At 73.3% G+C, this 15012-nt stretch carries 13 protein-coding genes; all 13 read right to left on the reverse strand.

Annotation, left to right across the window (positions count from 1 at the left end; genetic code table 11):
* Positions 1–28: 28 nt before the first annotated feature.
* The 13 genes from ACFWV2_RS10300 to ACFWV2_RS10360 all read right to left on the reverse strand — a co-directional run bounded on the left by ACFWV2_RS10300 (position 29) and on the right by ACFWV2_RS10360 (position 14959).
* The gene (locus ACFWV2_RS10300; RefSeq protein WP_384404523.1) at positions 29–886 is read right to left on the reverse strand and encodes a 4'-phosphopantetheinyl transferase family protein; all 858 of its coding nucleotides are present in this window, start codon (positions 884–886) and stop codon (positions 29–31) included.
* Positions 887–1021: 135 nt separating this feature from the next.
* A complete protein-coding gene (locus ACFWV2_RS10305; RefSeq protein ID WP_384404525.1) occupies positions 1022–2554 on the reverse strand; it encodes an MFS transporter in 1533 nt (510 codons plus the stop codon).
* A 42-nt stretch (positions 2555–2596) separates the two neighbouring features.
* Positions 2597–4993, reverse strand: coding sequence for an SDR family oxidoreductase (locus ACFWV2_RS10310; protein ID WP_384404665.1), 2397 nt, complete (start codon positions 4991–4993; stop codon positions 2597–2599).
* Between the two features lie 97 nt (positions 4994–5090).
* The gene (locus tag ACFWV2_RS10315) at positions 5091–6035 is read right to left on the reverse strand and encodes an aromatase/cyclase (protein ID WP_384404527.1); all 945 of its coding nucleotides are present in this window, start codon (positions 6033–6035) and stop codon (positions 5091–5093) included.
* Between the two features lie 45 nt (positions 6036–6080).
* Positions 6081–6866: a 3-oxoacyl-ACP reductase FabG gene (fabG, locus tag ACFWV2_RS10320; RefSeq protein ID WP_384404529.1), complete on the reverse strand. Its 786-nt coding sequence runs from the start codon at positions 6864–6866 to the stop codon at positions 6081–6083.
* A gap of 83 nt (positions 6867–6949) precedes the next feature.
* Positions 6950–7219 (reverse strand): acyl carrier protein, encoded by a 270-nt coding sequence (locus ACFWV2_RS10325; RefSeq protein WP_360783940.1) that lies wholly within the window; start codon positions 7217–7219, stop codon positions 6950–6952.
* Positions 7220–7273: 54 nt separating this feature from the next.
* Positions 7274–8494, reverse strand: a complete 1221-nt coding sequence (locus tag ACFWV2_RS10330; RefSeq protein WP_384404532.1) for a ketosynthase chain-length factor — start codon at positions 8492–8494, stop codon at positions 7274–7276.
* Positions 8491–9762 (reverse strand): beta-ketoacyl-[acyl-carrier-protein] synthase family protein, encoded by a 1272-nt coding sequence (locus ACFWV2_RS10335; RefSeq protein WP_360783944.1) that lies wholly within the window; start codon positions 9760–9762, stop codon positions 8491–8493. The genes ACFWV2_RS10330 and ACFWV2_RS10335 overlap by 4 nt, the downstream gene beginning before the upstream one ends.
* Positions 9759–10088, reverse strand: a complete 330-nt coding sequence (locus tag ACFWV2_RS10340) for a TcmI family type II polyketide cyclase (protein ID WP_384404534.1) — start codon at positions 10086–10088, stop codon at positions 9759–9761. Before ACFWV2_RS10340 ends, ACFWV2_RS10335 begins: the two co-directional genes overlap by 4 nt.
* 46 nt (positions 10089–10134) lie before the next feature.
* A complete protein-coding gene (locus ACFWV2_RS10345; protein ID WP_384404536.1) occupies positions 10135–11601 on the reverse strand; it encodes an FAD-dependent monooxygenase in 1467 nt (488 codons plus the stop codon).
* Positions 11602–11672: 71 nt separating this feature from the next.
* Positions 11673–12638, reverse strand: coding sequence for a hypothetical protein (locus ACFWV2_RS10350; protein ID WP_384404538.1), 966 nt, complete (start codon positions 12636–12638; stop codon positions 11673–11675).
* A 4-nt stretch (positions 12639–12642) separates the two neighbouring features.
* Positions 12643–14409, reverse strand: coding sequence for an acetyl/propionyl/methylcrotonyl-CoA carboxylase subunit alpha (locus ACFWV2_RS10355; RefSeq protein WP_384404540.1), 1767 nt, complete (start codon positions 14407–14409; stop codon positions 12643–12645).
* 1 nt (position 14410) lies between these two features.
* Positions 14411–14959, reverse strand: coding sequence for a flavin reductase family protein (locus ACFWV2_RS10360; protein ID WP_384404542.1), 549 nt, complete (start codon positions 14957–14959; stop codon positions 14411–14413).
* Positions 14960–15012: the final 53 nt, after the last annotated feature.

A 15012-nucleotide genomic window follows, 5' to 3' on the forward strand; every position in this document is an offset into this window, starting at 1 on the left:
CTCGTCGGTCGACATGGGTGCACGCTCCTCAACGTGAGCTTCGGGTGATCGTGCTGCCGGGGTCCGTGGCCTGACCGGCGTCGCCGTACGGGGGTTCGGCGGTCAGCCGGCGGACGGTGACGTGCTCCGGCCGGTCGCCGGGCACCGCGATCGCCGCCGCGTGCCCCGGACCTGCGGGAAGGTCGAGGACCGCCCAGCGGGCGGGCCTGCGCCGGAGGTCGGAGCCCAGGTAGTCGATGCGCGGGTGGCGGGAGAGGCCCGTGCCCAGGGCCTTGAGGTACGCCTCCTTGCGGGTCCACAGCCGGGCGAAGTGCGCCCGGCGCCCGCCCGGCGGCGCGGCCTCCAGTTCCGCCCGCTCCCCGGGGTGCAGCGCCCGGGCGCACGCCTCGACGGTCTCCGCCGACGGCAGCCGTTCCACGTCCACGCCGATGACCCGCGGGGCGACCGCGACGGCGAGCAGACTCCGGGTGTGCGTCAGGGAGAAGTGCAGCGGCGGCGGCCCGTCGGCCTGGACCACGGCGGGCCGGCCGTGCGGTCCCCCGCAGCCGGGGCAGGGCTCCCGTACGAACGCGAGGGCGGCGGGCGGCCGGCCGAGGTAGCCGCCGAGCAGGTGCCGCAGTGCCGTGTGCGCGGTCGTGTAGGCGACCCGGTCGGCCGGGTGCGCGAAGGAGGCCGCGCGCCGGAGCTCGGCGGCGCTGAGCCCGGAGGGTCGTGGGGCGGGGCCCCCTGCACGCGGACCGGCGAGGGGCGGGCGTACGAGCCAGACGTGCACGTGTCCGGGGGCGGGGCGGGTGCGACGCGGGGTCGGCGGACAGGCGTGATCGGGGGCGGGGGCGTGCGTCGGGGCGGGGGTGGAGGCGTACTCGGGGGCGGGGGCGGTGTCCATGGGTGTCCCTCCGTGCGAGAGCCGGAGCGCGTACGTGGGACGGGTTCGCGCTCCACCCGTGCGGGCCCCCAGGCGGTCCGCTCGCCGGAGGCGTGAACCGGCCCCGGCCCGCCTGTACGTGCCCCTCCGGACCCGTCAGGACGGGCCCGTACGCCGGGGGCGTAGGCCGGTGAGTGCGGTGAGCAGGCCGAGGGCGCCGACCACGGCGACCAGGGTCAGTGCCGGGCGGCAGGCCGCCGCGATCTCCGCCGGCGTCGTCCCGGCGTCCGGGGCGGCTTCGGGGAGCAGCGCGGCCACCAGGGCCACCGAGAGTGCGGCGCCCACCTGGACGGCGGTCTGGTAGAGGCCGCTGCCCGCCCCCCGTTCGGCGGGCGGAAGGTGGGACGTCGCCTGCATGTTCAGCGCGGCGAAGGAGAGCACGAAACCGGCCCCGACGAGCAGCATCGTGGGCAGGATTCCGGTGGCGTACGCCGGTGGCCACGGCGCTCGCAGGAGGAGCAGGTACCCGGCGAGCGGCAGGACCGCCCCGGCGGCGATCAGGCGCGGTGCGCCGAAGCGGGCGACGATCCGCCCGGAGTACAGCGCGGTCACCATCAGGGGGACGGCGGCCGGCAGGAAAGCGGCGGCTGCCTGCGGCGGGGACCAGCCCGCCAGACTCTGGAGCTGGTGGGTGAGGACGAACAGCATCCCCAGATAGGAGCCGTTGAGGCAGGCCGCGCCGAGCGCCGAGCGGATCATCGCCCCGCTGCGGAGGGCCTCGAAGCGTAGGAGCGGCTGGGCCGAGGCGCGTTCGAGGGCGACGAACAGGAAGAGCGTGGCTCCGGCCAGGGCCAGCGGCCCGGTGGAGCGGAGGTCGGCCCACCCGTGGGCGGGTACGGACGTGATGCCCTGGATCAGGGCGAGCAGCCCGGCGAGGAACGCGCCCGCGCTCGCGAAGCCGTAGCGCCGACGGGCCGTGCCGGGTAGGTGCCGTGCGGTGTCGCCGTCCGGTCGTCCCGGGTGGCCGTCCGCCGTGCCCGGTGGCTGTCCCGCCCTGTCCACCGGCGTGCCGTCCGCCGTCGCCCCCGGGATCAGCCGCAGTCCCAGGGCGAACAGCACCAGGACCGCCGGGGCGGGGAAGGCGAAGGTGAGGCGCCAGCTGATGTCGGTCAGCCAGCCGGAGAGCAGGAGGCCCGCCGTGAATCCTCCGGCGCCGAAGAGGGTGTAGACGGAGAGGGCCCGGTTGCGGGGCGGGCCCTCGGGGAAGGCGGTCGCGATGATCGCGAGCCCGGTGGGCGCGGTCAGTGCCGCGCAGAAACCCTTCACCACCCGGGTGGCGGTGAGGAGCGAGGGGTCCTCGGCGAGGGCGCCGACCACCGAGGCGGCGGCGAAGCCGAGGAGAGCGGCGAGATAGACCCGGCGGCGCCCCAGCAGCGCCACGACCCGGGCGCCGAAGAGCATCAGGCCGCCGAAACCGGCGGCGAATCCGGTGATCGTCCACTGCGTGGTGGTCAGGGGCGCGCCGAGGTCCGTGCCGATCGCGGGCAGCGCCACGAGCGCCACGGACACTTCGAGCGCGTCGATGAGCATGTTGCCGGCGAGCACGACCAGCAGCCCCCACATCCGGGGGCTCCACGGGGTGTGCGCCGGGGCGGGTGCGGTGTGCGGGGGGACGAAGGAGCTGGTCATGGTCCGGTGCTCCAGCGGGTCGGAGGGGGCGGGTACGTGTGGTCAGCCGAGCAGGGTGCCGCCGCTCGCGTCGACGAACGAACCGGTGACCCAGCGGGCGTCGTCCGAGACGAGGAAGGCGATGACGTCGGCGACGTCCTCCGGTTCGCCCACCCGGTTGAAGGTCGACAGTCCGGCCATGGCCGTGACGGCTTCCGGGATGTCGAAGACCGGGTTGCTGTTGCGGGTGATGCCGGGCGCGACGGAGTTGATGGTGATGTTGCGGGGTCCGAGCAGCTTGGCGAAGTGCAGGGCGAGCATCTCGACGGCGCCCTTGCTCATCGCGTAGGCGATCTCGTCCGGGTTGGCGAACCGGGTCAGACCGGACGATATGTTGACGATCCGTCCGCCGTCCGGAATGTTGGTGAGGGCCCGCTGGATGATGAAGAACGGGGCCTTCGCGTTCACCGCGAAGATGCGGTCGAACTGCTCGGGGGTCGTGTCCTCGGCCGCGACCCCGCCCATCACCCCGGCGTTGTTGACCAGGATGTCGAGCTGCGTGGAGCCGGTGCGCTCCTTGAGGCCCTCTTCGAGCCCGAGGAAGAGTTCGTGGACGCCGCCGGGCACCCCCAGTTCCGCGCGGACGGCGAAGGCACGTCCGCCGTCCTTCTCGATGCGCTCCACGACCTCCGCCGCCGCGTCCGCGCCGGTCGCGTAGTGGACGGCGACGAGCGCCCCTTCCCGTGCGAGCCGTTCGGCCGTGGCCCGGCCCATGCCCCGGCTCGCGCCGGTGACCAGCGCCGTCTTTCCGGTGAGCTTTCCCATGTTCTCTCTCCTGACGATGTGTGAACCGATGTGCGGGCCGGGGTAGGGGCCCGTGGGTGAGGCGTGTCGTTCCGGGGGCCCGGTCTTCGACGTGGCCGTAGGGACCGGGGGGCTGTCCGTGAGTCGGGCGTCCCGTGCGAACCAGGTGGCGAGCGCGGCTTCGAGGGCCGCGGCGGAGGTGCCGGCCCAGGCGACGTAGCCGTCCGGCCGGACCAGTACGGCGTCCACCCCGTCCAGCGGCCCGCCTTCCGGATCGACCGGTCGGAACGCCGTCACGACGTCCACGCTCCGGCCGAACGGCCTCGCGGTCCCCGTGAGGAGGTCCCGCCGCTCCGACTCGGCCGCCGTCACCAGCAGGACCCCGCGGGCACCCCGCAGCAGCACCGCCGTGCTCACCGCCGTGCCCACCGGCGCACCGTCCCGCCGGGCGTCCTCCGCCCCGACCTCGTCCGCCGAAGTGCCCTCCGCCCGGAGCCTCAGCGACATCGGCGGCAGCCTCCGCCCCGCCTGCTCGTGCGGACCGCCGCCCGGCCGTCCCGCGTCCGTGAGCGCGCCGCCGTACCGGATGTCCAGGCCGCTGATCATCCCGGCCAGCCGGGCCCGCACGCCCTCGTACGGGAGCAGTTCGCCCATCACCGCGCGCAGGCCCGTCACCTCGGGCCCGCCGAGCAGCAGCCGGGCCTGGGCGCGGATGTTGGAGAGGACCTGGCGGCCCACCTCGTGCCGTTCCTCGTGGTAGGAGTCGAGGAGGTGGGCCGGCGCCCGGCCGCGGGCCGTCCGGGCCAGTTTCCAGCCCAGGTTGACCGCGTCCTGGAGGCCCAGGTTGAGGGCCTGGCCGCCGATCGGCATCTGGGCGTGGGCGGCGTCCCCGGCGAGGAGTACGCGGCCGTGCCGGTAGCGGTCGGCCTGCCGGGAGACGTCACCGAACGCGTTGACCCACAGGGGGGTTCCGGCCGACAGGTCCTCGCCGGTGACATGGCGCCAGGCGTCGACGATGTCGGCGAAGGACGCCTCGGCGGCGCGGGGCGCGCGGCCGAACTGGTGGACCATCACGCGGGTGACGCCGTCGGGCCTGCGGGCCGCGATGGCCAGCCCGTGCGGCAGGCGTTCGAAACGCCTGCCGCGGATGTCGATGCCGTCGATGTCGGCGCGGATCAGCTCCCGTCGGGCGTCGGTCCCGGGGAAGCCGACGCCGGTGAGCCGGCGCACGGTGGAGTCCTCGCCGTCGCACCCGACGACGTACGGGGCGGTGATCCGTACCGTGGCACCGCCCGGCCCGACCGCCTCGACCGTGACCCGGTCCGGGTGGCACTGGAGACCGGTGACCCGGTGGCCGCGCCGCACCTCGGCGCCGAGCCGTACGGCCCAGGCGCCGAGGACCGCTTCCATGCGGGTCTGCGGGACCTTCCACTGCCCGGGGTAGGGGCCGGGCAGCCGCAGGTCGAGCGGGAGGCCGCCGAAGTGGCCCATGGGCTCGTCCGGCGGGGTCCCGATGTCGTCGAGCAGCCCGCGCTGGTCGAGTATCTCCATGGTGCGGGCGTGCAGGGTGGACGCGCGGGACTCGGTCGTCGGGGCGTCGAGCCGGTCCAGCACGATCACCTCGGCGCCGCCGAGCCGCAGCTCCCCGGCGAGCATCAGCCCGACGGGCCCCGCGCCCACGACGACGACGTCCGCGTCCGTGACCGCTTCCACGACGACCTCCGTGTCCGTGGTGACGGGTGCCCGCACGGCGTCAGCGCCGCGCTTCGGCGTAGTCCTTGGCGTGGCCGAGGGTGGCGCGGCTGTTGGTGCTGAGCGCCGCCCTCACGTACTCCCGCGCCTGTGCGACGTCCGCCTCGGGGCCGAGGATCTTCTCGATGTTCTCGGCGCGGATGACCACGGTGTGCTGGGAGGTGGCGGCGACTCCCGTGTCCGTCTCCCGGAAGGTCCAGACACCGGTGTGCAGGTTCATCAGGGCGGGCAGGGTGGTCTGCTTGTAGGCGATCTTCTCGCCGTCGAGGCAGACCCGGTAGGACTTCGTGGTGTGCACGGAGCCGTCCTTGGCCCGGGTGTCCATCTCCAGGGTCTGGAGACCGGGGCTGTCCTCGGTGAGGCGGACGACGGCCACGTGCGGGAGCCGCTCCGCCCAGAGTCCGGCCTCGTTGATGAAGTCGTAGGCGTCCTTGGCGGAGCCGGCGATCTCGACGGTGTCCTCGAACGAGAACGTCAAGTCCTCCGAGGACGCGGCAAGTTCCACGTTGGTCTTCAACGCGGCCAGCTCGGAGCGCGAGTTGCGGTCGACGGCCTCCTCGATCCAGGCGAGCCCGGCCGGGTCGTCGTCGACGGCGGTGTAGTCGTGCTGGAGCCGGATCCGCGACTCGGTGGCGGAGAGCGGCTCGATGATCCAGGTGCCGCCCATCGTGGCGACGGGCGGGGTCGAGACCTGCTGGCGGAAGGTGATGCGCATCGCCGCGCGGTCCAGGACGCGGCGCGACGTCCAGTTCTTCGCCTCACCGTTGGCCGTCGCCCAGATGCGGATGAGCTCCTCGTCGTCGGAGCGCTCGATGTGGTCGACGTAGATGGTCGGGGGGAAGATCCGCGGCCAGTTCTCCACGTCGGCGATCAGCCGGTACACCTCCTCGGCCGGGGCCGAGACCGTGATCTCGTGCTCCACCTCGCGTGGCTGGGAGTCGGTCATGTCCTTCATCTCCTCGGGTCGTCGAACTCGGGAAGCGGGTACGGCTCAGAAGTTGCCGAGTCCGCCGCAGACGTTGAGGGCCTGCGCGGTGATGGAGGCCGCCGTGTCGGAGGCGAGGTAACCCACGAGGCCGGCGACCTCCTCCGGGGTGGAGTAGCGGCCGAGGGGGATCTTGGCGGTGAACTTCTGCATGATCGCGTCCTCGGACGTGTCGTACGCGGCCGCGTAGCCGGCCCGCACGCGCTGGGCCATCGGCGTCTCGACGTAGCCGGGGCAGACCGCGTTCACGGTGATGCCGGTGGGGGCGAGTTCGTTGCCGAGCGCCTTGGTGAAGCCGACGACGCCGTGCTTGGAGGCCGAGTAGGGCGCACCGAGCACCACGCCCTGCTTTCCGGCGGTGGAGGCGATGTTGATGATCCGGCCGCGGTCCTTGTGGCGCATGCCGCCGGTGTTGAGGACGGCTCGGGTGAGGCGGAAGACGCTGGTGAGGTTGGTCTCCATGACGTCGTTCCACAACTCGTCGTCGAGGTCGGCGGTGACGCCGCCGCCGCTGCGCCCGGCGTTGTTGACGAGGACGTCGACCGTGCCGAAACGTTCCACCGCCGTCTGGACGAAGGTCTCGACGGATTCAGGGGAGCGCACGTCGAGCGTCGTGCCGTCGGCCTCAAGGCCCTCCTCGCGCAGGGCCTTGACGGTCGCGGCGACGTTCTCGGCGTCACGGGCGCCGATGAAGACGCGGTGCCCCTGGGTGGCCAGCAGCCGGGCAACCGCCAGGCCGATGCCGCTGGTGGCGCCGGAGATGAGGGCGACGGGTCGGTCGTTTCCGGGCATGACTGCTCCTTCGGAGGTACGGCGGGAGATACGGGGGGGGGTGAAAGGCCGAACGGGTGCGGGTGCCGGGAGGGGTGCGGCGGTCAGGCGGAGGCCGGCTGACCCAGGTGCTCGTTCACGACCTCGACCATGCGGCGCGGCGTCCGCACGTCGCTGACCACCGAGTCGTCGAGCGTGATGCCGTACTCCCGCTCGATCCGGCCGCACGTCTCCAGGATCGCCAGGGACTCGTAGCCGAGGTCCTCGAAGTCCGCGTCGAGGATGTCGCCGTCGAAGTCGACGTTCTCGTCGGCACCGGCTCCCTCGCGCAGGATGCGCTTGAGGTTCTCCAGGGTGAAGGTCTGGGTGTCCATGTCTTCTTCCGTCCTTCTCTGTCGGCTGGGGGAGGATTCTGCGAAGCGCAGGGGTTACGCGCGGCCGGCCACGACCGCCGAGTTGAAGCCGCCGTGGCCCCGGGCGAGCACCAGGGCGTGGCGGACCTGGAGCGTCCGGGGCTGCCCGACGACCAGGTCGAGGCCGTAGGCGGGGTCCGGGTCGACGTTGACGGTGGCCGGGACGATCCCGTCGCGCATGGCGAGGAAGGCCGTCGCGACGTCCAGGGGCGCGGCGCCCGAGTAGAGGCGCCCGGTCATCGTCTTCGGGGCGGTGACGGGCACCCCGCGCGCTCCGAAGACGGCGTTCAGCGCGTCCGCCTCGGTCCGGTCCAGTTCGGGGACCGCCGCCGCGTCGGCGAACACCACGTCGATGTCGCCGGCCTCCAGGCCGGCGTCCGCCAGGGCGAGCTCGACGGCCTTGCGCAGCCCGGGCGGCCGGCCGCTGCCGGGGGCCGGGTCGAAGGTGGAGCCGTACCCGGCGATGTGTCCGTAGACCTCGGCGCCACGCTCCCGAGCCGACTCCTCGTCCTCCATGACGAGGATGGCACCGCCCTCACCGGGGACGTGCCCGGCGGCGGCCGCGTCGAAGGGGACGTACGCGGAGCCCGGGTCGTCCCCGGTGGCCAGTCGGCCGCCGGCGAGCTGGGCGACCCAGCCCCAGGGGCAGATCGAGGCGTCGACCGAGCCGGAGACGACCAGGCTGGTCCCCTTGCGGATCTGGCGCCGGGCCTGCGCCAGCGCGTCCAGGCCGCCCGCCTGGTCCGAGACGACGACGCCGCTGGGGCCCTTCATGCCGTTGCGGATCGAGATCTGGCCGCTGTTGACGGCGTAGAACCAGGCGAAGGACTGGTAGGCGGAGACGTACTGGCTGCCCTCGGCCCACAGCTTCTGCAGCTCGCCCTGGCCGAACTCGAAGCCCCCGGACGAGCTGGCGGTGACCACGCCCATGGAGTACGCGGGCAGTTCGGCGGGGACGACCCCGGCGTCCGCGAGCGCCCAGTCGGTGGCGACGAGGGCCAGGCGGGTCATGTGGTCGGTCTGGGCCATCAGCCGGCTCGGCAGGTGCTCGGACGCGGTGAACCCGGGCACCTCCCCGGCCAGCCGTGCCGGGTACTGCGCGGGGTCGAAGCGGGTGACCCGGCCGATGCCGCTCTTGCCGACCCGGGTGGCCGCCCAGTAGGCCTCGGTGCCCAGGCCGTTGGGGGCGGTGATGCCGAGCCCCGTCACCACCGCTCGCGGGGTGCCCGAACTCATGGCATTCTCCTCTCCGGCCGGGCGAGCACCATGGCGCTCTGGAAGCCGCCGAAGCCGCTTCCGACGGTCAGGACCGTGTCGGTGCGGTGCTCGCGCGCCGTCAGCGGCACGTAGTCGAGGTCGCACTCCGGGTCCGGGGTGTGCAGGTTGGCCGTGGGGGGCACCACGTGGTGCTCCATGGCCAGGACGGACGCGGCGATCTCGATCGAGCCGATCGCGCCCAGCGAGTGCCCGACCATCGACTTGATGGAGGAGACCGGGGTGCGGTACGCGTGGTCGCCGAGGCTCTTCTTCATGGCGGCCGTCTCGTGGCGGTCGTTCTGCTTGGTGCCGGAGCCGTGCGCGTTGATGTAGTCGATGGACTCGGCGTTCAGCCGGGCCTCGCGGAGGGCGACGGTGATCGCCTCGGCCATCTCCGCCCCGTCCGCGCGCAGCCCCGTCATGTGGAAGGCGTTGCAGCGCGAGGCGTACCCGGCGATCTCCGCGTAGATGTGCGCCCCGCGTGCCCGCGCGCTCTCCAGCTCCTCCAGGACGAAGACCGCCGACCCCTCCCCCAGGACGAACCCGTTGCGGGTCCCGTCGAACGGCCGGGAGGCGTGCTCGGCGTCGTCGTTGCGGGGGGTCGTCGCCTTGATGGCGTCGAAGCAGGCCAGGGTGATCGGGGAGATCGGGGCGTCCGTCGCCCCGGCCACCATCACGTCGGCGGAGCCCTCACGGATCAGTTCCACCGCGTGTCCCACGGCGTCGATGCCCGAGGTGCAGCCCGTCGAGACGACGGAGGCGGCGCCCTCCGCCCCGACCGCCCAGGCGACCTCGGCGGCGAACGAGCTGGGGACCAGGTAGTCGTAGAGGTGCGGGACCGCGTAGGTGTGGTCCACGTGGGTGAGCCGGCCGCCGTCGCTGACCACCCGGTACTCCTCGTCCAGGCCCATCGTCGCGCCGACCGCGCTGCCGATGGTGACGCCCGTGCGGTACGGGTCCAGCGCGGTCAGGTCCAGGCCGCTGTCGGCGACCGCCTCACGCGTCGAGACGACCGCCAGTTGCGCCGCCCGGTCCATCCGGCGGATCTCCTGCGGGCTGAGCCCGTGCGCCTCCGGGTCGAAGTCGATCTCGGCCGCGACCCGGGAGCGGAACGCGGAGGGGTCGAAGGAGGTGATGCCGCGGGTCGCGGTGCGCCCGTCGCTCAGCAGGCTCCAGAAGCTCTTGGCCCCGATGCCGCCGGGGGCGGTGACGCCGACCCCCGTGATGACCACACGTCTGGTGCTCACCCGCGTCCCTCCCAGTCGTAGAAGCGGGTGGCGAGGGCGTCGGCCGGGGACCTCCAGGTCGCCGGGTCGTACGCCTCGATGAACGGCTTGAGGTCGTCGCTGATCCGCTGGAAGCGCGGGTCGGACTTGGCCGCCTCGATCAGCTCGCCGCCGTTGTCGGTGTCGAAGTCCTGGAGGTGGAAGTAGAGGTTGCGGTAGGAGAAGAGCTGTCGGCGGCGGGTGCCCATCAGGTGCGGCATGTCGCTGCCGTCGAACGCGCGGAAGAGCCGGGCGACGTCCTCGCTGGAGCCGGGGTTCATCCGGGCCACGATCAACGTGCTGTGCATGGGGTCTCCGTAGGGTGTCGGGCGGCCCCGGAGGGCCGTGGACGGTTCAGCGCGCCGGGCCGAACCAGCGGTCCAGCGCCATCGGCAGATCGGCGAAGCTGCCCGGCGCGGCCCACGCCACATGGCCGTCGGGGCGCAGCAGCAGGGCGCTGGTGTCCCCGAGGCAGCCGGCGGTGGGGCCGGGCACGGTGGCGGTGACGAGGTCGACCCGGTCCAGCCAGGGGGTGGCCCGGCGGCGCAGTTCGGCGTTGTCGGCCAGGTCGAGGAGCACTCCCCGGCCCCGGCGCAGGGCTTCGGTGCTCGACGCCGGCTGCCCGGCCCCTTCGAGCGGGACGTGCGGCAGCCGCAGGCCGAGCAGGGGGTGGGAGCCGCCGTCGAGTGCGTAGTGGATGTCGAGTCCGCCGACCATGGCGGCGAAGTGCTTGCTGACCTCGGGGTAGCGGATCAGTTCGTGCAGGACGTCGCGCAGGGGCTGCACCTCCGCGCCGCTCAGGAACAGCAGCCCCTGGGCCTGGGTGTTCATGAGCAGCCGCTTGCCGACCGGGTGCCGTTCGGCGTGGTAGGTGTCGAGCAGCGACTCCGGGGCGCGGCCCCGGACCACCGCCGCCAGTTTCCAGCCGAGGTTCACCGAGTCCTGGATGCTGGTGTTCATGCCCTGGCCGCCGGCGGGGAGGTGGATGTGGGCGGAGTCCCCGGAGAGGAAGATCCGGCCGCGCCGGTACTCGGTGGCGTGCCGCGTGGCATCTCCGAACGAGGAGACCCACACCGGTTCGGCGTGCGAGATGTCGTCGCCGGTGAGCCGTTGCCAGGCGTCCGCGACCTCACGCCAGGTCGGCGGGGTCTCCCGGCGCCGCGGCGGGGTGCCGCGCTCGCAGACGATCAGCCGGGTCGTGCCGCCGGGCAGCGGGCCGACCATCACCATGCCGCCGGCCAGGGTCTCGCCGATCATGCGCGGGGCGAGGGTGATGCCCTTGACGTCGGCGAGGAACATCTCCATGGTCGCGGCGGTACCGGGGAAGTCGAACCCGGCGGCCTTGCGAACGGTGGAGCGGCCGCCGTCGCAGCCGACCAGGTAGTCGGCCCGCAGGGTGTGGACGCCTCCGGGTCCCCGCACCTCGACCTCGACGCAGTCCTCCTTGTCCGTGACGGAGAGGAGTTCGTGGCTGCGCCGGATGTCGGCGCCGAGTTGCGTCGCCCACTCCTCCAGTACGGTCTCGGTGGCGGACTGCGGGATGGTCTTGGCCGCCTGGTGCGCGCCCTTCAGGACCCCGAAGTCGACGGGGAGTCCGCCGAAGTGGCCCACGTTGCTGATCTCGATGTCCCCGAAGCGGGAGAGCAGGCCGCGCTGGTCGAAGATCTCCATGGTCCGGGCGGTGAAGCCCAGGCCGCGGGACTCCCCGGTGCGTGCCGCCAGCTTCTCCAGCACGATGACGTCGGCGCCCGCGAGGCGTAGCTCACCGGCGAGCATCATGCCGGCCGGCCCCGCTCCCGCGACGATCACTTGTGCGTCCATCGGTCCTCCTCGTGAAATCCCGCCGAGGGGCGGGGAACGGCTCCTGAGGTGCGCGTGAAGGGGTGCCCCGGTCAGCCGCGGAAGCGGGCGAGACCCTGGTTCGCCGCATGGGCGGCCGCCGCGTGGCGGGGGTCGGGGGCGAGTGCCTCGTGACGTACGGCGACCTCGGCGAGCTTGATGGCGTGCTCGTCGCCGATGGCGGCGGCGGTGGCGAAGACCTCGGCGAGGTCGGGGACGCCCGCGGTGCCGGTGCCGGGCCCCGGAGTCTTCGGAGCGGGTACGGAGAACCAGCCGAGCATCGAGGCGCTGACGTCCCGCGCGACCAGGTACGAGGCGTGGCGCTGGTCGGCCGGCAGGTGCTCGACGACCAGGCGGACCGCCGCCGGGCCGGTGACGGAGTGGATGAGCGGCACCGGGTGGCGCTGGGGTACGGAGGCGTAGACGCCGGAGTACTCGGCCACCAGGTCGTCGAGCGCGCCGGCCGCCCCTTCGGCGTCGCCGGTGCGCGGGTCCTCCTCGCCCGGCCGGACGCCGTGGGTGTGGCTCGCGTAGCGCGCGGCCCAGTACCCGAGCCCCTGGGCCAGTTCCTGCCGCTGCAGGAGGTTCTCGTCCCCCGCCCGGGACAGGGCCCGTACCGCGTGGGCGGTCCGGATGACCCCGTGGGTGAGGACGCCCGACATCCCGGGGAGCAGCCGCGGCCACCACCGGGCGAGCACGTCCGGCCAGGGGGCGAGGGCGAGTTCGCGGGCGAAGAGGGCGGTCCAGTCGGCCACCCGGCTGAACTGCCCGAGCGCGGACCGCCAGTCGTCCGCGTCCGCCGGGTCGATCGCCCACCGGGGCTCGGGGACGTCGTGGTAGGTGTGGGTACGGAGGTTCTGCTCGACCCAGCGGGGTACGTCGTCGGTGTACCCCATGTGCGCCAGCGCCTCGGCGGCCATCGGCGCGTGGTTGACGAAGCGGGGCCCGTGCTCGTACCCGACTCCGCGCAGCCGCTCCAGGGCCCCGCTCACGGCGTCGGTGTAGGTCGTGGGGGCCACGGGGTCATCCGTCCTTGATGTCGCAGATGGTGGCGCCCGTGCTCACGGTGGCTCCCGGGGCGAGCAGGCCCGTGACGACGCCGGAGCGGTGGGCGTTGAGGGGCTGCTCCATCTTCATGGCCTCCAGGACGACGATGAGGTCGCCGCCCTCGACCTGCTGGCCCTCCTCCACGGCCACCTTGACGACGGTGCCCTGCATGGGGGAGGTGAGGGTGTCGCCGGAGACCACCGCCGTACGTGTTCCTCCGCCGCGCGGGCGGGACCTGGCGGGTCCGGCCGGTGCGGGGGCGTTCCGAGCGGCGCCGTTCCCGGCCGGGGCGAGGAAGGACGGCAGGACCACGTCGAGCCGCTGCCCGCCGACCTCGACGACGACCCGTTCGCGGAGGGACTCCGATCCGGCCGCCTCGGGGGGCGGGACGAACGCCTCGATGGTGTTGGCGAACTCGGTCTCGATCCACCGGGTGTGGACGGTGAACGGGTCGGCGGTGAAGGCGGGGTCGGCGACCACGGCGCGGTGGAAGGGGAGGGCGGTCGCCATTCCCTCGACGGTGAACTCCGCGAGTGCTCGGGCGGCCCGCTGGAGGGCCTGTTCGCGGGTGGCGCCGGTGACGATGAGCTTCGCGAGCAGCGAGTCCCACGCCGGGCCGATCACGGAGCCGGACTCGACGCCAGCGTCGAGGCGGACGCCCGGCCCGGTCGGCGGGGCGAACAGCGTCACGGTGCCGGGGGCGGGGAGGAAGCCCCGGCCGGGGTCCTCGCCGTTGATCCGGAACTCGAAGGAGTGCCCGCGCGCGACGGGGTCGTCGTAGCCGAGCTCCTCGCCGTCGGCGATGCGGAACATCTCGCGGACCAGGTCGAGGCCGGTGACCTCCTCGGAGACCGGGTGCTCGACCTGGAGGCGGGTGTTGACCTCCAGGAAGGAGATCGTGCCGTCGGCCCCGACGAGGAACTCGACCGTACCGGCGCCGACGTAGCCGGCCTCCCTCAGGATCGCCTTGGACGCCGCGTACAGCTCGGCGTTCTGGGCGTCGGTGAGGAACGGCGCGGGGGCCTCCTCCACCAGCTTCTGGTGGCGGCGCTGGAGGGAGCAGTCACGGGTGGAGACGACGACGACGTTGCCGTGGGTGTCGGCCAGGCACTGCGTCTCCACGTGGCGGGGCTTGTCGAGGTAGCGCTCGACGAAGCACTCGCCCCGGCCGAAGGCCGAGACGGCCTCGCGGACGGCGGAGTCGTACAGCTCCGGGATCTCCCCCAGGGTCCTGGCGACCTTGAGCCCGCGGCCGCCGCCGCCGAAGGCGGCCTTGATCGCGATCGGGAGCCCGTTGCGCTCGGCGAAGGCCACTACCTCGTCGGCGTCGCCCACCGGGTCCGGCGTACCGGCCACGAGCGGGGCGCCGGCGCGCTGGGCTATGTGGCGGGCGGCGACCTTGTCACCCAGGTCGCGGATGGCCTGCGGGGGCGGGCCGATCCAGGTCAGGCCGGCGTCGAGGACCGCCTGGGCGAACTCGGCGTTCTCCGACAGGAAGCCGTATCCGGGGTGGATCGCGTCCGCCCCGGAGTCCGCTGCGGCCCGGAGGACCTTGCCCATGTCCAGATAGCTGGTGGCCGGGGTGTCGCCGCCGAGGGCGAACGCCTGGTCGGCGGCGCGGACGTGCGGCGCGTCCCGGTCCGGATCGGCGTAGACGGCCACGCTCGCGATCCCCGCGTCCCGGCAGGCGCGGGCGACGCGGACGGCGATCTCGCCACGGTTGGCGATGAGCACCTTGCGCATGTCAGCCGGCCCGGGCCGGGCTCACCGCGGGGCCCTTCGGTCCGGCCTGGGCGAAGCGTCCGTCCGCGGACTCCAGCGGCCCCAGGGTCCCGTCGAAGAAGATCAGCGGTTCCTGGGCGCCGCCCGGCGCGGCCAGCTCCAGGACCTCGCCGACCACGATGTCGTGGTCCCCGCCGGCGTGCACGGCCACCGTGGAGCAGGTCAGATAGGCCAGGGCCTCGGTGAGGACCGGAGGGCCGTCGGGGGCGAAGTGGTGCGGGACGCCGTGGAAGCCCTCCGGGCGGCGGGAGGCGAAGGCGCGGGCCAGTTCCTGCTGGCCGCCCGCGAGGAAGTTGACGGCGAAGGTGCCGTGCCGGCTGATCACGGCGTGCATCCGCGATTCCTTGTGCAGGCAGAAAAGGACGAGCGACGGGTCGAGCGAGACCGAGGTGAAGGAATTCACCGTCGTCCCTTCCGCCTCGCCTTCGGTGCCGGCGGTGATGACCGTCACCCCGGTCGCGAAAAGTCCGCAGACACGGCGGAATTCCTTCGGCGCTATCGGCTGTCTCATCTGGCTGTGGGTGAGTGAGCGCGCTGCGGGCATGTGCAATCCCTTTCCTGATC

Origin of the sequence: Streptomyces sp. NPDC058671, assembly GCF_042716475.1 — a bacterium.
Lineage (GTDB): Bacteria > Actinomycetota > Actinomycetes > Streptomycetales > Streptomycetaceae > Streptomyces.